The organism is Streptomyces sp. NPDC058864 (genome assembly GCF_042742985.1).
Classification (GTDB): domain Bacteria; phylum Actinomycetota; class Actinomycetes; order Streptomycetales; family Streptomycetaceae; genus Actinacidiphila.
Genome location: NZ_JBHYMQ010000056.1, coordinates 1 through 18,849, shown reverse-complemented (window position 1 = coordinate 18,849; position 18,849 = coordinate 1). Strand labels below are relative to the sequence as shown.

The 18,849-nt window shown below is 69.6% G+C and carries 18 protein-coding genes and 1 riboswitch; of the genes, 12 read left to right on the top strand and 6 right to left on the bottom strand.

Translation table 11 applies throughout. The features are described from left to right. The first annotated feature begins 25 nt into the window (after positions 1–25). The gene (locus ACFW3D_RS31305; RefSeq protein ID WP_500509840.1) at positions 26–682 is read left to right on the top strand and encodes a DUF6230 family protein; all 657 of its coding nucleotides are present in this window, start codon (positions 26–28) and stop codon (positions 680–682) included. 20 nt (positions 683–702) lie between these two features. Continuing rightward, entirely contained in the window at positions 703–2,688 is a 1,986-nt protein-coding gene (locus ACFW3D_RS31300; RefSeq protein ID WP_500509926.1) for a DUF6114 domain-containing protein, read from the top strand. Between the two features lie 178 nt (positions 2,689–2,866). Here the strand turns inward: ACFW3D_RS31300 and ACFW3D_RS31295 are convergent, their stop codons facing one another. Then, entirely contained in the window at positions 2,867–3,085 is a 219-nt protein-coding gene (locus ACFW3D_RS31295) for a DUF2277 domain-containing protein (protein ID WP_499599676.1), read from the bottom strand. Positions 3,086–3,110: 25 nt separating this feature from the next. After that, positions 3,111–3,494, bottom strand: a complete 384-nt coding sequence (locus ACFW3D_RS31290) for a hypothetical protein (RefSeq protein WP_500509838.1) — start codon at positions 3,492–3,494, stop codon at positions 3,111–3,113. 216 nt (positions 3,495–3,710) lie between these two features. Here ACFW3D_RS31290 and ACFW3D_RS31285 point away from each other — a divergent pair, with 216 nt between their 5' ends. Together ACFW3D_RS31285 and ACFW3D_RS31280 are read left to right on the top strand one after the other, a co-directional pair. Continuing rightward, positions 3,711–4,619: a NaeI family type II restriction endonuclease gene (locus tag ACFW3D_RS31285; protein ID WP_500509836.1), complete on the top strand. Its 909-nt coding sequence runs from the start codon at positions 3,711–3,713 to the stop codon at positions 4,617–4,619. 172 nt (positions 4,620–4,791) lie between these two features. Continuing rightward, positions 4,792–5,235, top strand: a complete 444-nt coding sequence (locus ACFW3D_RS31280) for a very short patch repair endonuclease (RefSeq protein WP_500509833.1) — start codon at positions 4,792–4,794, stop codon at positions 5,233–5,235. Here the strand turns inward: ACFW3D_RS31280 and ACFW3D_RS31275 are convergent. After that, complete coding sequence (locus ACFW3D_RS31275; RefSeq protein WP_500509831.1) at positions 5,182–6,336, bottom strand: DNA cytosine methyltransferase; 1,155 nt, start codon at positions 6,334–6,336, stop codon at positions 5,182–5,184. The genes ACFW3D_RS31280 and ACFW3D_RS31275 overlap by 54 nt on opposite strands. Before the next feature lie 160 nt (positions 6,337–6,496). Here ACFW3D_RS31275 and ACFW3D_RS31270 point away from each other — a divergent pair, with 160 nt between their 5' ends. From ACFW3D_RS31270 to ACFW3D_RS31245, 6 genes are all read left to right on the top strand, one after another. Further along, positions 6,497–7,255, top strand: a complete 759-nt coding sequence (locus ACFW3D_RS31270) for an HNH endonuclease (protein WP_500509829.1) — start codon at positions 6,497–6,499, stop codon at positions 7,253–7,255. Between the two features lie 189 nt (positions 7,256–7,444). Next, on the top strand, positions 7,445–8,989 hold the full coding sequence (locus ACFW3D_RS31265) for an ATP-binding protein (RefSeq protein WP_500509923.1): 1,545 nt from the start codon (positions 7,445–7,447) through the stop codon (positions 8,987–8,989). Between the two features lie 47 nt (positions 8,990–9,036). Further along, the gene (locus tag ACFW3D_RS31260) at positions 9,037–12,030 is read left to right on the top strand and encodes a Z1 domain-containing protein (RefSeq protein ID WP_500509827.1); all 2,994 of its coding nucleotides are present in this window, start codon (positions 9,037–9,039) and stop codon (positions 12,028–12,030) included. Between the two features lie 231 nt (positions 12,031–12,261). After that, positions 12,262–12,750 carry a hypothetical protein gene (locus ACFW3D_RS31255; protein WP_500509825.1) on the top strand — a complete coding sequence of 163 codons (489 nt, stop codon included), beginning with the start codon at positions 12,262–12,264 and terminating at the stop codon, positions 12,748–12,750. Between the two features lie 18 nt (positions 12,751–12,768). Further along, complete coding sequence (locus tag ACFW3D_RS31250) at positions 12,769–12,996, top strand: hypothetical protein (protein ID WP_500509823.1); 228 nt, start codon at positions 12,769–12,771, stop codon at positions 12,994–12,996. A 132-nt stretch (positions 12,997–13,128) separates the two neighbouring features. Continuing rightward, positions 13,129–13,404: a hypothetical protein gene (locus ACFW3D_RS31245; RefSeq protein ID WP_500509820.1), complete on the top strand. Its 276-nt coding sequence runs from the start codon at positions 13,129–13,131 to the stop codon at positions 13,402–13,404. 18 nt (positions 13,405–13,422) lie between these two features. Here the strand turns inward: ACFW3D_RS31245 and ACFW3D_RS31240 are convergent, their stop codons facing one another. Further along, positions 13,423–14,292: a PfkB family carbohydrate kinase gene (locus ACFW3D_RS31240; protein ID WP_500509818.1), complete on the bottom strand. Its 870-nt coding sequence runs from the start codon at positions 14,290–14,292 to the stop codon at positions 13,423–13,425. A 161-nt stretch (positions 14,293–14,453) separates the two neighbouring features. Between ACFW3D_RS31240 and ACFW3D_RS31235 the strand changes: the two genes are divergently transcribed. After that, the gene (locus ACFW3D_RS31235) at positions 14,454–15,218 is read left to right on the top strand and encodes a DUF6227 family protein (protein ID WP_500509815.1); all 765 of its coding nucleotides are present in this window, start codon (positions 14,454–14,456) and stop codon (positions 15,216–15,218) included. Between the two features lie 134 nt (positions 15,219–15,352). After that, the gene (locus tag ACFW3D_RS31230; protein WP_500509813.1) at positions 15,353–15,634 is read left to right on the top strand and encodes a hypothetical protein; all 282 of its coding nucleotides are present in this window, start codon (positions 15,353–15,355) and stop codon (positions 15,632–15,634) included. 137 nt (positions 15,635–15,771) lie between these two features. Here the strand turns inward: ACFW3D_RS31230 and ACFW3D_RS31225 are convergent, their stop codons facing one another. Next, positions 15,772–16,755 (bottom strand): M23 family metallopeptidase, encoded by a 984-nt coding sequence (locus ACFW3D_RS31225; RefSeq protein WP_500509921.1) that lies wholly within the window; start codon positions 16,753–16,755, stop codon positions 15,772–15,774. A 329-nt stretch (positions 16,756–17,084) separates the two neighbouring features. Next, positions 17,085–17,224, bottom strand: a riboswitch (cyclic di-AMP (ydaO/yuaA leader). 217 nt (positions 17,225–17,441) lie between these two features. Beyond that, positions 17,442–18,779: an extracellular solute-binding protein gene (locus tag ACFW3D_RS31220; protein ID WP_500509918.1), complete on the bottom strand. Its 1,338-nt coding sequence runs from the start codon at positions 18,777–18,779 to the stop codon at positions 17,442–17,444. Between the last annotated feature and the right edge of the window lie 70 nt (positions 18,780–18,849).

Below are 18,849 nucleotides of genomic sequence, written 5' to 3'. Positions count from 1 at the left end.
CAGACTTTCCCACGGTTGACGGGATGTGCTGACCACCGAGCCCACCGGGTCCCGGCCCGCCACGTCCCAGGCCGCCGTCGCCGCCTCCGGCCGCACCAGCTGGAAGCGGCTCGCCCTTGTCATGGTGCCGACCTTCGCCGCCGCGGGCGCCGTCGTCGCGAGCCTGGCCACGGGCGCGCTGGCCGCGTCCTTCGGGGTGTCCGCCAACTCCTTCACCGTCGCCGGAGAGAGCTTCCAGATCTCCTCCTCCCTCCTGGAGGGCGACGGCTTCGTGCAGTTCGGCGTCCTCGACCGGGGCCGTGACGCGGTCTACCCGGAGGCGCTGTCCGCCATCCGCCGGGCCACCCTGCACGACCTGTGCCAGTCCGTCGTCCAGCCGGTGCCGGTCATCGGCCCGGTCACGCTGCGGCTGACCGCGGACCCGGCGAGCGCCGACCGCCTCATCGCGGACGCCCACGACATCAAGGGCGACGCCGTCTTCGAGAACATCCACATCGGCCAGGACGCCTCGACGGTGGACCAGGTCCCCGGCGTCCGGGGCCCGGCCGGGGCCTTCGCGCAGCAGGCCACGACCATCCGCGTCCGCGACCTGCGGCAGACGAACCGGTCGGTCAGCGCGGCCACGTTCCGGCTGCCGGACCTGCACGTGCAGGTGCTGCGCGGCGACCACTCCTGCTTCTAGGAGGGGCCACCGTGACCCGCATGCTGAGCCGCGCCGGAGCCCTCCGGTCCCGCTTCCGCGCCTGGCGCCGCAGCCGTCCCTTCTGGGCCGGCGTCTGGACCCTGCTCGCCGGGGTGGAGATCCTCTCCATCCCGCTGGCCCCGCTCTCACTCCTGATCCACGAGGGCATCGCCGGTGTCTCCGGCCTGCTCATGGGCGTCTTCCTGGTCGTGCTGGGCCTCACCCTGTGGCTCGCCCCGCACCACCGCGCCTTCGCCGGCATCGCGACCCTGGTCTTCTCCGTCGCCTCGCTGGTGCTGTCCAACTTCGGCGGGTTCCTGATCGGTTTCCTGCTGGGTGTCATCGGCGGGGCCATGGCCGTCAGCTGGGTGCCGGACGGGGACGGCGACGGCGGACGCGGCAGACGCCCCCGGCCCGTTCCCGACTGGGGCGGCGGCGGACGCGGCGGCACCACCGGGCCCGGCACGGGCACACCGCAGGGCGGCACGCCCGACGGCGCCCCGGCCCCGGTGGCCCCGCCGGCCGCCCCCGCGGGCGGTACGGAGCCGGCGCCGCCCACGGCCTCGGGACCGAGCGGCGGCACCGCCTGCAGCACGGCGGTCCGCCAGGCCGTCCGCTCCCGGGCCGTGCGGCTGCGGGCCATCGGCGTCCTCCCGGTCGGCGGGGCACTGCTGGCCGGCGGACTGCAGCCGATGGCGCCGATGGCAATGGCGCACGACGCCGGCGCCTCCAAGGGCGACGGCACCGCGAAGTCCGCCGAGGGCTACCGCAGCGCGGGCGAGGCCGTGTGCGACGTACTGGACGGCCTCTACCACGCCCGCAACCCCACCGTGCACGGCACCGGTGCCGCCACGGGCAAGACCAGGAACCGGGCTTCGGGCGGACTCCACGTCGGCGTCGAGGCGCAGGCCCCGCTCCCGGTCCGCGGCTCGCTCGACATGTCGCCCGGCGGCACCCCCAAGGGCGGCGGCCCGGGCTCCGTGCCGGCCCAGCGCGCGGCCCCCCGGCAGCCGTCGGACGGGAAGCCGTCGGGCGGACTGCTCGGCGCGGTGGGCGACCTGCTGGGGCTGCGGGGCAAGCAGCCCTCGTCGCGGCCGTCGTCGCAGGCACCGGGGCCGCGGCGGCCGGGCGCCACCCCGTACGCGCCGACCGCACCCCGCGCGGGCGGGTCCGTCCGCCGTACCCGGCCCGAGGTCCCCGCGCCGTCCGCGGGCACGCCGCCCACCGGCCTGCTGTCCGGCAACAGGATCGGCCCCGACTCGCTGCTGGACCTGATCGCCCCCCGCCGCCCCTCCGACGGCGGCATGGACGAACCGCTCTCGCTGCTCCCCGCCCGCATCCGCCTGGGCACCCCCGAGTCCCCCTGGTGCCTGCCGAAGGTGTCCCTGGAACTCTCGATCGGCGCTGCCGGCTACCGCGACCGCGTGATCACCGCCGCGCAGCCCTTCCGCGTGCGCACCCCGCTGCTGGTGCTGACCGGGCTGACGTACCACGGCATCACCGCCGTCCCCACCCGCGCCGGCGCCGAACGCGTCCTGGTCTTCACCGCCTGGCGTGCCGACATCGCGAGCCTGCGCCAGACCGCGGGACTGCTCTCCCCCGCCTGCGCCGGCCGGCACGCCCGCGACTGGACCCCGCCCTTCCACGGCCTTCCCGGGCTCGGCCTGCCGCTGCTGGACATCGGGCTGCCCGGCGTCGGGCACGTCTCCCCCGAGCCACCGCCGTGGGCCCCCTGCCAGGGCGAACTCGAATCGGACGCCCGGCCCTGGAGCACCACGACCGCCACCGGCCGCCCGGTCGTCCTGCTCACCCGCGTCCTCAGCGGCAACCTCCTCGGCCTGCTCCCGGTCACCTTCACCCCGGACATGCCGCCCCCGCTGCCGCCCGGGCTGACGATCCCCATCCCGCTCTTCTTCACGCAGGTCGTGACGTACAACCAGCTGCTGACCGCGCACCGGCTGACGATCCCCGGTCTGCACCAGACGGCGTCGGCGTCACTCCGCTGACTGGCACAGGACGGCGCCGGCCAGCAGCACGGCGGTCAGAGCGGTCACGACGAGGGCCCTACGGACAACGGACATGGCACACCTCAGTGCAGCGGCGGACTGGTTCGAGCAGGCCATAACCTACCGTCACCGAATCGCCACCCGGCGTCACGGCGCTGCGGGGAACCACCCGCCAGGGCTACGAAGTCCGCTGACCCCGCACCTGGATCCCGGCGAGCAACTCGCGCGTGGCCGCCGCCACGGCGTCCACCGCCTCCTCGAACGCCTCCCGGTTGTGCGCCGCCGGCGCACGGAACCCGGAGATCTTCCGCACGTACTGCAGGGCCGCGGCCCGGATGTCCTCTTCGCCGACCTCGGGCGTCATCGGCGGGCGCAGGGTCTTGATGCTTCGGCACATGGCTCCAGTGTGCCCGCGCCCACTGTCAGGCCCACCCGGCACGCGGCCGCCGGCACCACCACCAGCCGCCCCCGCCACCCGGCGCGGCCGTGTCCTCCACGGTCAGCTCGATGTACCGGCCGTCCACCTCCCCCAGCGACTCCCCGAACAGCTCCGCCACCGGCCCCGGCAGCCCCCGCACCAGCCCCGCCACCCCGTCCCGGCACACCAGTTCCCCCCGCGCGGTCCCCCGCCCCGCCTCCAGCCCCCGCACCACCCGCTCCCACGCCTCCAGATGCCCCCGCGCCTCCCGCAACACGCTCCCCTCCACCTCCCACAGCGCCTCGTCCACCTCCCCGTACGGCGCCCTCCGCAACGCCTCCATCGCCTGCTCGAACCCGTCCGTGACCGGCGTCTCGCTCTGTCTCATGGGGCCATGCTGCGCCCAGCAGGTGGGGACGGCAGCCCGACGCTCGATGGCTTCCGTTTCGCTTCCAGCCACTCTCTCGACTGCTTCGCAACGGGGAGATGAGTAGAGTGATCGCCCGCACGAGACCCGTGGCTGATAAGCCTTCAGCACCCATAGGTGGCATCGATGCTCTTTCGCCCGCCGCTCCCGCGAGCAGCCCTTGACGATGCCGCCCTCATGGCCGTCTACGACTACCTGGCCTCGCAGGACCCGGACGGTGCGCGTTTCGCCGGGGTGCTCCGCGACACCATCGACCAGCTGCTCGACGGCGAACATACCGGACGATTCGCCTGGCGGCAGCTCTTCAAGACGGAGAAAACCCACGCAGGAACTCTCGTCGAAATAAATTTGCAGAGGGAATTCAAATTCGTCGATGGCGATCTCATGGATTACTCCATCAGCGGCGTCGAAGTGGACTGCAAGTACTCTCAGACCTTCGGCGGCTGGATGCTTCCGCCTGAATGTCTCGGCCATCTGTGCCTGCTCGTCTGGGCAGACGACTACAAGAGCACCTGGAGTGCCGGACTCCTGCGAGTAGATCCCGATATTCTGACCCGCGGCGGTAACCGGGACCTGAAACTTCAGCTGCGGGCCGAGCACCGCTCCAGGATTGCGTGGCTGTGGCACAACGCCCAGCTCCCCGTCAACGTCTTGCTGCACCTCGACAAACATGACTGTGAGGCCATTTTCACCCCGGCGTCAGGGCAGTCGCGGCTCAACGAGCTTTTCCGCCGCGCCCAGAAGCAGCGCATCAGCCGCAATGTCGTGCGCACAGTGGCACAGCAGAAGGACTATATGAAACGAGTCCGGGGTAATGGCGGCTCGCGATCCGCACTTCGCGAGGACGGCATCCTGATCATCGGGGACTACGCAAACCACCAGGCGATCGCCACTCAGCTGGGCATACCAGTTCCCCGGGACGGTGAGTTCGTCAGCGTCCGGGTGGCTCAGGCTCACGAGCACCACGGAGACCGCCCGCGCGCCATGCTCGATGGCAAGGAGTGGGTCTGCGCTGACAGCGATGACCCGGCAGAGCCAGCACCCTCACTCCCCGCACACACCCGACAGTCCGAATCGCATCAGTGATCCCGCGGGCGCGGCAATCCAGAAACCCCGGGCGGGCATGACGCAGTAGCCAGCCCCGAGCGGCAGGAGACTGGGGGGAAAGCGACAGACGCAAGCGCCGTATCCTCCCCTCCGGGACTCCGTCCCGTCGGCAGCAGTCGTGACGAGAAGTTGCGTTGGGAGCAGATCTGCAGTGCCAGACGACGAGGAGTGGACCCCTCCTGCCGGGTCCTGGGCGTCTTCGGCAGCGAGGCGCCGCAACATGCAGGCCATCCGCAACCGGGACACCAAACCTGAGTGGCTCGTCCGCCGGCTCGTCCACGGGCTGGGGCTCAGGTACCGGGTCGCGGCAAAGCCTCTGCCGCAGCTTCGCCGGACGGCAGACATGGTCTTCCGCCCGGCGAAGGTGGCCGTCTTCATCGACGGATGCTACTGGCACGGCTGCCCCGAACATTACGTTCCCCCACGAACCAACCCGGGCTACTGGTCGGACAAGGTGGCAAGGAACGTTGCTCGTGACAGAGACACCGACGAGCAGCTCGCGAATGCCGGATGGACCGTGCTCCGCTTCTGGGAACACGAGTCACCCGAGGAGTGCGCCCTCAAGATCGCTGCTACTGTCAGCAAGCTCCGGTGAGCCGGAATCGGAGGCAGCATCCACCGGATCAATCAGAGCACCGCCTAGAGGCTGGGCCGCCCGCCGAACTCCTTCGATGAGTGCCTTCCTGATCTGTTCACCCACAGCCTTGGCAACAGGCGGTGGAAACGCGTTGCCCACCTGACGATAGGCGGCAGTCTTGCGGCCGAAGAACTGCCAGTCTTCAGGGAATCCCTGGATCACCGCCGCCTGCCGTACGGTGAGCATAGGGCCGCGATCGGTGTAGAGATCTCGTTCGGCCACACAATTCTCCGGATCATTGGCCACACCCAGGCCATTCACACCGAGCTGCTTCCATGCCTCCTTCGCCCGGCTCGGGCCGAGGTCGGCGCCCCCGTGCTTCTTGGAACCCCCGACCAGGGTTGGTGCGATGCCCTTGCTGGCGCTGTCGTACCAACTGCCGTAGGCCTCCTCCCAGCCCGGCCGCCCTTCGCCCTTGAAGCGCTCGCGCATGGAATCCTTCAGCGCCTTGCCCACCGTGACCATCTCGATCTGTTCCGGGTCAGGGCGCACGAAGTGCTCTGCGTAACCCGGGCGCATGGCAACGAGGATGGCCCGTGGGCGCAGTTGCGGTACGCCGTAATCACAGGAGTCGAGGACGTCCCACATGCAGATCTCGTACCCCGCCTCCTGGAGGCGCTTCATGATGACGTTCTCGCGGTAATCCTGGAACTTGGCCGGTGGCTCCAGAAGACCCCGGACATTTTCGATCATTACGGCCTTCGGTTCCAGGAAGTCCACAAGATCGAGCATCGTGGGGAAGAGATCGCGCTCATCATCGGGCCCCAACTGCTTGCCGGCCAGAGAGAAGGGAGGGCACGGCACTCCCCCGGCCAGCAGGTCGAGCTGCCCCTTCCCGAGGCCAAGGGTCTGCGGGTCAAACTTCGTGACATCTTGCTGGAGGACCTGGCAGCCCTCCCAGCCCATCCTCTTCACGTTGAGCTCAAGCGTCTTGCACGCGTTGTCATCGATCTCGATGAGCGCCAGATGCTGGAACCCCGCGTAGTGGAGGCCGACGGCCTGTCCGCCGGCTCCGGCACAGATCTCCACCGAGGTGAGATTGGACATGGTGCGGGTCATGCACCCTCCTTCCAGACTGGCTGCGGCGGACCTTCCCAGCAATCCGCCATCACTGAGGGTGACAGACCCCACTGACAATGCCGACCCACTAAGTGTGCGGCACACACCAGAGTGCTCTGACCACCCCTGAGTCCCACCGGGCACCCATACGATATGACCCATGCGAAGTCCGGCATGGGTCTGGGATGAACTGATGCTCACCTGCGCCGCCGTCGTGGAGAACGGCTGGCGGGAACTGAGGGAACGGGACCTACGCACCTCCGAACTCTCGGACCTGCTTCGTTCGCTGCCGCTTCACGGTGCTGCGGCACGGCATCTCCCCGAGTTCCGGTCAACTGGAAGCATCAGCCGTAAGTCGACAGATCTGGCAACTCACCACAAGTCATACAGAGGAAAACCGACTCGCGGCGGACAGCTCGACAAGGCAGTGATCGCAGCATTCACCGAGCGCCCGGACATCATGCTTGCCGCCGCCGCCGCCCTCAAATCCGGCATCGCCTCCGGTGAGCTGCACCGCCTCCCGCCGCAGACCGGCGAGACCGAGGACGACGGCGTCACCGCAGCGGAAGGAAGACTCCTGGTCCGCCGGCACCTGGCCCGGGAGCGGGATCCTAAGCTCCGGCGACTCAAGATCGAGCAAACCCTGCGCCGCGGACACCTCTTGGCATGCGAAGTGTGTTCGTTTCACTTCGCGAGCTTCTACGGGACTCTGGGTGAGGGCTACATCGAAGTCCACCACGTCGTGCCGCTCCACGCGTCCGGCACGCGAGAGACGTCACTCGGCGACCTGGCCCTGCTCTGCGCCAACTGCCACCGCATGTGCCACAGGAGCCGTCCCGGTGAATCATGGCGCTCCCCGGAAGCCTTGCGCGACGAAATCAAGAAGGTCAGCGGAGCGCACGGACAGCCAGCGCCGTAAGGCAGGGGCCCACTTCAGGCGTCCAGGCATGCCCTGAAAGCCCAGTCGACAGGACAGGAGCGCCGGGTTCGGTACAGAAGACCCCCTGTGCGCGGTCTTCGCAATATCTTCATCATTGACTACCGAAGTCATCGGGCTGGGCATCCCGGCCCGCCATGCCGCCTGCTCTGTTTGAGGAACCACGAGCACATGTCATCTTCTCCCGCACTGTCCGCCAGCTGGCAGTACGACGTCCCTACAAACGGCAGCACCCGTCTTCCACCGGACGCGGGGTACGCGAAGGCCCTGACCAATCAGGGCTACGGCTTCGAAGCGGCCGTCGCGGACCTGGTCGACAACTCCATCGATTCAGGCGCGGAGTCGGTCGTCGTGCACTTCCTGCGTGACAGTGAACGCATCGTGTCGCTGCTCGTCCTCGACAACGGCCACGGCATGGGCGACCAGGAGCTCGACGACGCCATGACCGTAGGCCGCCGCCGTGAATACGGCGGACAGGCGCTCGGCATGTACGGCACCGGGCTCAAGGCTGCTTCACTCTCGCACGCCCGCTCCCTCACGGTGATCAGCCGCACCAAGCGCAGCCGCGCAGCTGGCCGGAAGCTCACCGCCGAGGGCATCGAGGACGGCTTCCGCTGCGACACCGTTGATCCGCAGTTCGCACAGCAGCAGATCGACGTGTACGACGGGCTCATCGAGTGGCACGGAACTATCGTGCGCTGGGACCGGGTACGTGCCTTCGAGACCGTAGCCCGCGGACAGAGCGACCAGTTCCTGTCGGAGGCCATATCCCGCCTGGAGACGCACCTCGGACTCCACCTGCACCGTTTCCTGACCAACGGACTCAACCTCGACATAGCCGTCTGGGACGTGGAAACCGGGGAGGAGACGGATCACATCAGTGTCGACCCCCTCGACCCGTTCGCGTACAAGGTGCCCGGCAAGGCCGGCTATCCCAGGACGTTCACAGCCGAAGTCGAAGGCGTGGGTGAGGTCGGGCTGCAGGCACACATCTGGCCCGCCAAGTCGAAGCAGGCGGGGTTCCGCCAGATCGGCTCGCTCCTCGAACGGCAAGGCTTCTACTTCTACCGGAACGACCGGCTCGTGCAGGCCGGCGGGTGGAGCAACCTTCGCAGCCCCGAGGGCCATCTCGTCCTCGCCAGGATCGCGGTAGACCTGCCGGCCACTGCGAACGAGGTGTTCAGCCTGACCGTGAAGAAGGAGGGGGTCGAGGTCACCCCCGCCTTCACCCGGGGCGTCGAAAAGGCCACCGACGACGATGGAGCTTCCTTTTCCGCTTATCTCGCCGACGCGGAGGACGCCTATCGCGAAGGCGCGTCACGAGCGGTCATCGAACGTCCCTCCGTGATACCCCCAGGCAAGGGCGTCGACCCGAAGGTAAAGCGCGCGGTGGCTGAGGAGCTGCCTGTGAAGGGCGGTGAAGAACCGATCCGCATCGAGTGGGTCACGCTCCCCGACGACCGCTTCTTCGACCTGGACCGCGACGGTCACGCGATCCTCCTCAACAAGGCTTTCAGGGATGACTTCAACGACGGCAAGCGCGGCGGGTCGAACGACGCACCGGTCACCAAGACGCTGATCTACCTGCTCCTCCAGGACTCCTTCGGGCTGGGCCGCTGGGAGAAGAAGCGCGCCGACCGTATCGAGTACTGGAACAGCATCCTGCTGGCCTCCGTACTCGCACAGCGTGAGCGCCGCGCCCGCACGATCTCCTGACCACGCCACCAGCGGCCCCGTCGGCCGCGCACACCTGAGGAACCCCATTGAGCGACGCACTGCTTGAAGTCCATACCTCGGCACTCGCAGGGATGACAGCCAGTCCACGGCATTTCGAGAAATGGGCGGCACTCGCCGCCGATGAGGACTTCCCCGACGCCGACCTCAGCGAGGCTGCCTTCTGCGCACGCCTCGCGGTCGATGAAGCCGAAGGCGGGGCTCTGACAGCACTGTGGGCCCGCGCTCTGACCAACTGGGACTTCGAGGAACAGCCGCGATGGTCCCCCGGCACCGAAGCCCGTACGGATGAACGCCGCAGCGCTGTGTACGACCGCCTGCACCTCGGTGACGATCTGCGCGAGGCGCTCAGCGCAGCCGTACCCGTGGCGCACGTCGCACCGGTGACCGTCATCGCCCGCGAGCACACCCCCTGGTACGGCTCCGAGCGGGCAGCGGCGCGTTCCTTCTACTGGAAGGCCTACGAACGGAAACTCCGCGAAAAGGGCTGGTCCGAGACGGCGATCGCAAGCCTCGACGAGGCGAGCCGGGCGGTCGTGGAGAGGCTCTCCGACCCTGAGCAGACCGCCGTGCGCCAGGCCAAGGGTCTTGTGGTGGGATACGTCCAGTCAGGCAAGACGGCCAACTTCACCGGGGTCACGGCAAAGGCCATCGACGCTGGTTACCGTCTCGTCATCGTGCTAGGCGGCACGCTCAACCTCCTGCGCGCCCAGACCCAGCGCCGTCTCGACATGGAGCTGATAGGCCAGGAGAACATCCTCCGCGGAGCTGACCCCGAAGACCCTGACTCGCTCGTAGGCATCGATTACGCCGGCGACGACGACGACTGGCCCGACTTCGTCCGCCACGGTGACCGGCCGTCCGCCCTCCGGGCTTTCGACATCGAACGCCTCACCACCCGTGACAACGATTACAAGAGCCTCGCGCAGGGGATCCGGGCCCTGGAATTCGAGAAGCGCGAGCCAACACTGCCGCTCTGCGACCCCGTCAACCTGCACCGTGCGGCAGCGCGCGTGATGGTCGTCAAGAAGAACAAGAGCGTCCTGACGAAGCTGGTGAAGGACCTCAAACAGATCCACGGCATCCTTGGTGAGCTGCCTGCTCTCATCATCGACGACGAATCCGACCAGGCTTCCGTGAACACGTCGAACCCGAAGCAGTGGGAGCAGGGTGCGACCGAGCGCACGGCCATCAACGGCCTGATCTCTCAGCTGCTGAGCCTCCTCCCGCGCGGCCAGTACATCGGCTACACCGCCACGCCGTTCGCGAACGTCTTCGTCGACCCGGGCGACGCGGAGGACGTCTTCCCCAGCGACTTCCTGATTTCGCTGCCCCGGCCCGACGGCTACATGGGAGTCCAGGACTTCCACGACCTGGACTCCCCGCTTGGGCCCGATGAGCGCACCGTGGCCAACTCCCAGGAGAAGGCGCACGTCCGCAGTATCTATGACGGCACCGACGACCGCCTGCAGGAAGCCATGGACGCCTTCGTCCTCACTGGCGCTCTCAAGCTCTTCCGGATCGCGCAGGGAGTGGCTGAGAAGCCCTTCCGGCATCACACGATGCTGGTCCACGAATCGGTCAGGATGGCCGAGCACGCAGCCCTCGCGCAGCGCATCAACTCGATGTGGCACGCGGCCGGCTACTCCTCGAGTGAGGGTCACGCACGTATCGCTGACCTGTGGGCGCGCGATTTCGCCCCTGTTTCGGCCGCCAGGGCCGACGGTCTGCCGAACCCGGCGTCGTACGACGAACTCCGGCCCTTCATCAGCCGTGCCCGGCAGCTCATAGCAAAGGGTGGGAATCCCGTCGTCGTCGTCAACGGAGACTCCGACCGGGACTTCGAGCAGATCGACCTCGATTTCGACCGGACGCCGAACGTCTGGAAGATCCTCGTCGGCGGCACCAAGCTGTCCCGCGGTTTCACCGTGGAAGGGCTGACCATCACGTACTACCGCCGCACCACACGACAGGCGGACACCCTCATGCAGATGGGGCGGTGGTTCGGGTTCCGGCCCGGCTACCGGGATCTTGTGCGTCTCTACATCGGGCGCGAGGAGGCTCTGACGAAGACCTCGTCCGCGGATCTGTACGAGGCCTTTGAGGCAATCTGCCGCGACGAGGAGCTCTTCCGGCAGCAGCTCACGCAGTACTCCGTCCTCGTGGACGGGAAACCCCAGGTCACGCCTGCCCAGGTGCCGCCTTTGGTCGCCCAGCACCTCTCGTGGGTCAAGCCTTCCGCGCGCAACAAGATGTTCAACGCCGAACTGGTCGAAGTGCGCTCGCCCGGCAAGCCGGTCGAGCCCGCGGCGTATCCCGTGGATGCGGCTGCGCTGCGGCGCAACACGGAGCGGTGGCAGCCTCTGCTCAGCACGTTCTCCGGACAAGCCGCGGATTTCACCAATCCGCCGGACGGCAGCAGCGGGCTCACCCGGACGTTCTCGGCTCTGACGGCGTGCGTCACGCACTCGGAACTCATCTCCGTGCTCAGTTCGCTGGAGTGGGAGCGCCCGGGAATCTTCCAGCCGCACCTGCAGTACCTGGCACAGCTCGACGGGACGCTCGCCAAGGTCGACGACTGGCTGCTGATCGCCCCCCAGCTCACCCAGGCCAATCGCATGGAAGCCTCGGTTCTTGGCTCCACACCCTTGTCGCTGGTCCGACGCAGCCGACAGCCAGGAAAGCCGTCTTTTGGTCGCATCGCGAGCGTGGAACATCGCACGGCCGCACAACGGCTGATCGATGCGGCAGGGAATGCGGACACTGCTCCCATCGTCATCGGGGATGCGCATGTCGGACCGGACACGGGTGTCGCGCTGGTCTATCCCGTCGTCGAGGGCACGACAGATGGTGACGTGCGCGCGGCCATCTCTGACGGCCACGCTGACCCCGCGAAGCTGGTCATGGCCTTCACCCTGATTCCGCCCCGGTCGGCGACCGACTCGACCCGCCGCCTGGTGCGATTCCGGGCACGGAACTCACGTCACGCCGACGAACCGATTGTGGCAGCACCAGCCGAGTAATTCCCCTGCCTCTTGGGCCGGTCGGCCGGAACGAGTATCCGGCCGACCGGTCAGGTAGCGGGCCGCCGACCAGGCACATCCACCGGTGCTCGGTTGCAGAACTGTGGCTTAAAGGTTCCTGCACCACTCCCCCGAGCGACCTTGTGTCACCGGCACGCAACACCACGTATCGCCCGAATCGGATCCGCCGTTCCTGGTGCGTCACGACATCAAGAGCATCGGAGGGATCCCATGGGTCGAGCCAACGCAGTCACGCGCTACGTGTCGCAGGTCGCCCTGGCGACGTCCACGGCAGTCGCCACGGTGATCAGCTTCTCGACGCCCGCATCGGCGAGCGCCGTGGGGTACGGGAAGGTCACCGGCTTCTGCTTCGACGCCAAGGGCGTCGAACTGTGCCTGCCGACAACCTCCATCGGCCATTTCATCCAAGGTTCGGGACGCACCATCACCCGGGAGGAGGCATCCATTCAGGACACCCTCGGCGGTGACACAGCCGGCGGTCGCTGGTGCAACTGGCACATCGACTGGCGGTATTCGGACACCGACGGCCGCACGTACCTCGTCAGCAAGGGCCCCGTGCATCAGAGCTGCGCAGATCTGAGCTCGATGGGCCGCATCGACACGACGCGACGGACGTTGAAGCACTACGGAAAGGCGTGCGCCGACTTCTTCGCCGCCGGAGCCAAGCGCGGGACGCAGTGTCACAACATCATCAAATAGCAAGACCGGAGCGCCAGAATGAGCAATGGCATGCAGCCAGCGATGCGCAGCAGGATTCTTCGCAGCGTGCTGACACTCGTCGGGAGTTACATGGTCGCGGCCATCTTCGTACCAGTCGCCCTGGCTCTACTCCCGGACGCCACGCAGGCCTCATTCTCCGATGCCGAGGTCGGCTGGCTGGTGTTCGCGATCGGCACGGCGATCAGCGCGCTCGTCTTCTGGGTAACAAGGTCGCGCGAGCGGTGAGGCCGCGGCAGGGCACCCGCTGCCGCTAGCCCATTCACACCAGCCCCGTGTGCAACACCCGTGAATTCGTGACTTCGTACGCCCGTGTCGGGGACGGTGGGCGGGCGTTGAAGCACTGCGGAGGGGCCGGGCGTGAGCGGCCCCGGGTGTCGCGGCATCGTCGAGGAACAGGGCGGGATCCCCATGGGCAACAAGTCGCCGAACGTGCGGTCGGGCCGGTTGATGCGGTGGGTGCTGACGGCGGGGCTCAGCTACCTGGGGGCGATGTTCGTCGTGCTCGGGTGCCTGTCGCTGCTGCCGAAGCGGACGCAGACCTCGCTGTCGGAGACCGCCGTGGGGTGGGCCGTGCTCGGGGTGAGCGTCGTGCTGTTCACGCTGTTCGCGGGACGAAGCCGCGGGCGGTCCTGAGCCCCTGGCACGGATGGCTCACGCCTGCATCCACTCCCGGGTGCCGAACGAACCGCAGGAGCGCGAGGCGACGTCCGCCGCGAAGGCGAGGGCCGCGTCGAAGGCGGGTGGGGTGAGGCGGGTCGTGATGTGGGCGGCGAGGTGGTGGGCGAGGGCGCCGTGGAGGACGTCACCGGCGCCGAGGGTGTCGACGACGGGGGTGATCGCGGGGACGGGGATCTGCCCGTCGGGCCGGAGGATGGGGGACGGGCCCCGGGTGACGGCGGTCCAGCGGACTCCGGCGTCGCGGAGGAAGGCGAGGACCTCGGCCGGGGTGGAGGTGCCCGGGGGGTGGAAGTCGGCGGAGCACACGGCGACGTCGACGTAGGGGAGCAGGGCGGGCGTGGCGGGGCGCCAGCTGCCCGCGTCCAGGAGGACGGGGACCCCGGCGGCGCGCGCGAGGCGGACCGCAGGGACGGCGAGCGCGGGGTGGTGGGCGTCGACGAGGACGACGTCGGCGTCGCCGACGAGGACGGAGAGGTCTCCGGGCGGGGAGACGGAGCTCCCCGAGGCCGCGTTGGTGGAGGCGACGGCCCGGTCGCCGGTGGCCGCGGTGACCAGGACCGTGGAGACCGCGGGGGGTTCGGGGGAATCCGCGGTGAGGTTGATGACGTCGACGCCGAGCGCCGCGAGGTCGGCCTCGATCGCGCCGGCGAGGGGGTGGCCGCCGAAGGCCGTGAGCAGGACGGCTTCACCGCCGAGGTGGGCGAAGGTGGCGGCGGCGCCCGTGGCGGGGCCGCCGGCGGCGACGGTCTGGGTGCGGGCGGTGAGTTTCTCGTTCGGGGCCGGGACGTGGTCGACGAGCGTGATGACATCGAGGGTGCAGAGGCCTACGAAGAGTGCGCGCATGGGCGCATGGTGGCAGCAGGGGGCGTGCGTTTCCCGTCTTACGCGCCTCCTACGGGTGGGGGTGCACCATTTTTCCGGGAGACCCGACGCGCAGCGCGTCGATGCCACTACGCTGAGTGCTCGCAATGGTGCGCGGGGAATGCCGTGAGCAGGAGGACCGCATGGGGAACGCGCGACCAGGTGGGGCGGGGCCGGCGGACGTCGAGGTGGTGCTGGCCAGGGCGCAGAACGCCTTCGACGTCGACGACCGCGTGCTGGGACGGCTGGCGACCGCGCTGATGGGCTGCACGGAGCTGGCGTCCTTCCGCCAGCGCAAGGGCCCGCCGCGCAGGCTGAGCCGCAGGACGCTGCGGCACACGTTCCTGCTGGCCGACGGCAGTACGCAGCTGCTGTGGGAGATCGAGCACAACACCGGCCCCGGCAGCGGCGAACCGCTGTACGAGGTGTACTCCGACCCGGACGCGCTGGCCGTCGCCCAGCACACGATCGACGCGCGCTTCGGCGAGCCCTCCCCGGAGGAGCTGGAGGCGGAGGCGGCGGACTGGCTGGCCCGGCTGCCGCAGCTGGCGATGGACCTGACGCCCGGGCCCCGGCAGTACACGGAGGACCATTCCGCCGAGCACGCGTGGCGGGTGCTGCGGCGTGCCGAGAACACGGACGTGCCGGGGGAGGAACTGCGCAGCCGGCTGGGTTCGGCGGTGGGCCATGACATCGCGTACGTCACCGGCCGGCACACCCGGATCGGCACCGGCCGGGTCGCCGGCTGGACGCTGTACGAGCACGCCTTCCTGCTGGAGACCGGCGAGGAGATCAGCCTCTGGGAGGTCGAGCACACGATGACCCCCGACGGACGGCCTGTGTGCGAGGTCTACGCCGACGAGACGGCGGCCTGCGACTCCGCGGACGTCCGGCTGGAGGCGCTCTGACCACGCGCTCACCTCGCGTTCACCGCGGGATCGCGCTGTTCTGACCGTGCCCCCGGCCGCGTTCCGGATTGCGGCCGGGGTGCAGCCGGAGGAAATTGGGGCGTAGGCGTGTCGGTGGGAGGCGGGAGGTTCCCATGCCGGTCCTGGCGGAGGTCGAGTTCCCCGGTGTGACGGCCCTGCAGTACGAGGAGGCGAACCACCGCGCGGGGTTCGGGCCCGAGCATCCTCCCTCCGGGCTGCTCTCCCATGCCGCCGTGATCACCAACGAGGGTCTGCGGCTGGTGAACGTCTGGCAGTCCGCGCAGGCCCTCGAGGCCTTCATGGAGATCATGATGCCGGCCGCCAAGGAGTCCGGTTTCCCGGAGCCGAGCGGACCGCCGAGGATCTCGGAGCTCTACAACTTCGTCGTCCCGTAGCGCCGCGCGGCGCCCCGCCGCGTCCCGTCACACCCCGCGGAAACGGACCGGCGGCCCTGGGTGACGGGGGGTGTCACCAGGACCGCCGGAGTTCGTGGGGCCGGTCGTCGCCGGTCGCGGCCGGACGTCCCTCCGCCTCAGACGGAGAGGCCCTTGCTGCGCAGCCAGCCCATCGGGCCGATCGGGTCGCCGCCGCCGGGGCGCACCTCGAGGTGCAGGTGCGGGCCGGTGACGTTGCCGGTGGCGCCGACGCGGCCGATGGTGTCACCGGTGTTGACCTTGCCGGAGGTGACGATCATCGAGGAGAGGTGGCAGTACCAGAGCTCGGTGCCGTCGTCGAGGGTCAGGATGATCCGGTAGCCGTACGAACCGGCCCAGCCCGCCTCGGTGATGGTGCCGCTGTGGATGGCCTTGACCGGGGTGCCGGTCGGGGCGGCGAAGTCCTGGCCGGTGTGGGTGTTGGCCCACAGCGAGCTGGACTCGCCGAAGCCGGCGGTCAGCGTGTACGAGGAGACCGGCTTGACGAAGCTCTTGGCGAGCTCGGCCAGGCGCTCGGCCTCCAGCTTCTTCGCCGCCTCCGCCGCGGCCTTCTTCTTGGCGGCGGCCTCGGCGCGGACCCGTTCCTGCGCGGCGGACTTGGCGGCCTTGGCCGCGGCCTCCTGCTGTGCGGCGGTCTTGGCGGCCCGGTCGGCGGCGTTCCGCTGCTGCTGGGCCTGGTCGAGGATGCGGTTGCGCAGCGCCTCGCCGGCGCCCGGGCTCAGGGCCTCGGCGACGGGCTTGGCCTCGGGGGCGCTGTCGCCGTCGACGAGGGCGCCGATGCCGGGCAGTTGGGACGCGTCGGGCAGGTGCGGGAGGGAGACCGGGAGCGGGTTCTTGCCCTCGGCGGTGGCGACCCCTCCGACGCCCAGCACGGCCACGGCCGCGACCCCGAAGACCGCGGAACCGCGGCCCAGGGAGCGCTGCTTGGCGACGCGGTGCCGGCCGCGCACGGGGCCGGTGGACTCCTCGGTGGGGTTCCAGGGCTCGGCCTGCGGACCCTCGTAGGGCGCGGCCTCGACGTCTGCGACGTCCTCGGCGTCCGTGGTGCTCCCGAAGGCACCGAAGGCGTCGAAGGCCTGGATGTCCTCGTGGCGCGGGCTGGTGGGGGCGGGGGCGGTGTCAGCGGCCTCGTACGCCTCGTGCCCGGCGGCCTCGTGCTCCGCGGCGGCGGTGTCCTGGGGAGTGGTCTGCGCGGCGGCGGCCGCGTCGAGCCAGCCGGCGGCCATGTTCCACTGGCCGGTGTCCCAGCCGTCGATCGCGTTCTTCGTCGGCGGTGCCTGCTCGGCAGCCGGGGGATTCCACCCGGCGGCCATGTTCCACTCGGCGGTGTCCCACTCGGGGTACGCGGATACGGACCCCTGTTGCTGTCCGGGTATCAGGGCAGGCTCGTTCGACGCCACGCGGGCGCACTCCTTTCCTTCCTTCTCGCCTACCGGGTTAGCTGACGGGTTCGGAGCAGGAAGGTCTCCTACGAGGACCGCGGAGGGCCCCCGATTCACCCCAGGAAGTGGTTCCCCGGTTCCCGCGCACGGGATTCGGCAAGCGCACGGCGCCGCCCTGTCGGCGGAGGGACGACCGCGCTGCGTTATCGAACGTTAATAGAGGCGCCCGCCAATTCCAAGCCACTCAAGCGAGTTCATGACGGGAATCTATGGGGATGGACAGGACAGAACGGGACATTGGGCCGTGACTGCCGTGACCTACGGGAAATGTGAGTGTGCATCAGTCGTTATGCGGAAGGGAGTGCCGCGCTCACGAGGAGTGATGGTCACCCCGGACCGCGGCCGCCGAGCGCGCGTCCCAGACGGGCGTCGAGCCGCTCCGCCGAGGCGTCGGCGGAGCGGTGCGCCGCGAGCATTCCGTGCACCTCACGCTGCAGGACCCGGGTGAAGGTGACGTAGTGCGCGGTCGCCGGACGGGCCCTGGCGGCCTGCAGCGCGCACCACAGCAGGGTCGTGTAACCGGGGGTCGCGGCGGACGGCGAGGGCGAGGGCTCCGAGCCGCGGCCCGCGGGGCGGTCGTAGAACCAGGCGCGGGGGTCGTGAGGATCGTCACAGTTGACATCCCCGGCTCCGTATGCTGATTGCCGCGCCGGGGCGAAACCCGCTCTGAGCAGGGCATGTTGGGCGTCGGGTCCGGTCAGGAAGCGGATCAGGTCCGCGGCGTCACCGGGGCGGTCACTGGTGGCCGCGACGCCCAGGCTCTGCCCCCCGAGGGCGGCGACGCCGGGGAGCCGGGCCACGCCGAAGCGGACGCCGGGGGCGAGGGCGGCGTCGAGCCGGTTGTAGGCGTACGGCCAGTTGCGCATCAGCACGCTCTGCCCCTCGGTGAACTGGGCGAGGGTGACGGACTCGTCGGCCTCCAGGGACTCCGGGTTGAGGTTGTTGGCCGCGCCCAGCCGGCCGAGCTCGTCCAGCCCCTCGCGCAGCCCGTCCTCGGTGCCGGTGTAGCGGCCGTCGCCGTCGACGAGTTCGACGCCGGCGGTCCAGAAGGTCTCCAGGGTGTTGACCGTCAGGCCCTCGTACGCGCGCAACTGGGTGGTGTAGGCGGGGTGGCCGAGCGGGCGGACGTCGGCGAGCAGGTCGCCGATCTTGGCGTAGCCGCGCAGGTCGGCGGGACGGCGGCCGGCCTTGGCGAGGTCGTCGGTGCGGTAGTAGAGCAGGCCGACATCGGTGTTGAAGGGCACCGCGTAGGTGCGGCCCTTCCAGCGGCCGGCGTCCGCGGCCTGGCGCAGGAAGTCGCCGTCGACGAGGGCGGGGTCGAGCGGACGCAGCAGCCCGCTGTCGGCGAACTCGGGGATCCAGCTGATGTCGAGGTTGACCACGTCGTACGCGGCGGTGCCGGACTGGAAGGCGCCGATCAGTTCGCTGCGCTGCTCGTCCGAGGCGGAGGGGAGCTCGACCAGCCGGGCGGGCCGGTCCGGGTGGCGCCGGTTCCACTCGGCGATCAGGGCGCGGCGGACGCCGGGTTGCCCGCCGGCGGTGAGGTCGGCGTCGCTGGCGACGATCAGCGGCCGGGAGCGGTCGGGTTCCGGGGCCGGCGCCGGGGCGGGGCCGGCGCAGGCCGCGGTCCAGGCCGCGGTGACCGGCAGGAGCAGCAGGCCCAGGGCGCGGCACCGGCGGCGGCCGGATGCTGCGGGCGGCGGCCGGCCTGGCGGCCGCGTGCGCGAACGCGCT

What these genes read in the sequence shown, in the direction of transcription:
- ACFW3D_RS31250 (WP_500509823.1), top strand. Translation starts at nt 12,769, where the DNA reads ATGAGCAATGGCATGCAGCCAGCGATGCGCAGCAGGATTCTTCGCAGC.
- ACFW3D_RS31230 (WP_500509813.1), top strand. Translation starts at nt 15,353, where the DNA reads ATGCCGGTCCTGGCGGAGGTCGAGTTCCCCGGTGTGACGGCCCTGCAG.
- ACFW3D_RS31285 (WP_500509836.1), top strand. Translation starts at nt 3,711, where the DNA reads ATGGCCGTCTACGACTACCTGGCCTCGCAGGACCCGGACGGTGCGCGT.
- ACFW3D_RS31235 (WP_500509815.1), top strand. Translation starts at nt 14,454, where the DNA reads ATGGGGAACGCGCGACCAGGTGGGGCGGGGCCGGCGGACGTCGAGGTG.
- ACFW3D_RS31240 (WP_500509818.1), bottom strand. Translation starts at nt 14,292, where the DNA reads ATGCGCGCACTCTTCGTAGGCCTCTGCACCCTCGATGTCATCACGCTC.
- ACFW3D_RS31290 (WP_500509838.1), bottom strand. Translation starts at nt 3,494, where the DNA reads ATGAGACAGAGCGAGACGCCGGTCACGGACGGGTTCGAGCAGGCGATG.
- ACFW3D_RS31265 (WP_500509923.1), top strand. Translation starts at nt 7,445, where the DNA reads ATGTCATCTTCTCCCGCACTGTCCGCCAGCTGGCAGTACGACGTCCCT.
- ACFW3D_RS31295 (WP_499599676.1), bottom strand. Translation starts at nt 3,085, where the DNA reads ATGTGCCGAAGCATCAAGACCCTGCGCCCGCCGATGACGCCCGAGGTC.
- ACFW3D_RS31255 (WP_500509825.1), top strand. Translation starts at nt 12,262, where the DNA reads ATGGGTCGAGCCAACGCAGTCACGCGCTACGTGTCGCAGGTCGCCCTG.
- ACFW3D_RS31270 (WP_500509829.1), top strand. Translation starts at nt 6,497, where the DNA reads ATGCGAAGTCCGGCATGGGTCTGGGATGAACTGATGCTCACCTGCGCC.
- ACFW3D_RS31300 (WP_500509926.1), top strand. Translation starts at nt 703, where the DNA reads ATGCTGAGCCGCGCCGGAGCCCTCCGGTCCCGCTTCCGCGCCTGGCGC.
- ACFW3D_RS31275 (WP_500509831.1), bottom strand. Translation starts at nt 6,336, where the DNA reads ATGACCCGCACCATGTCCAATCTCACCTCGGTGGAGATCTGTGCCGGA.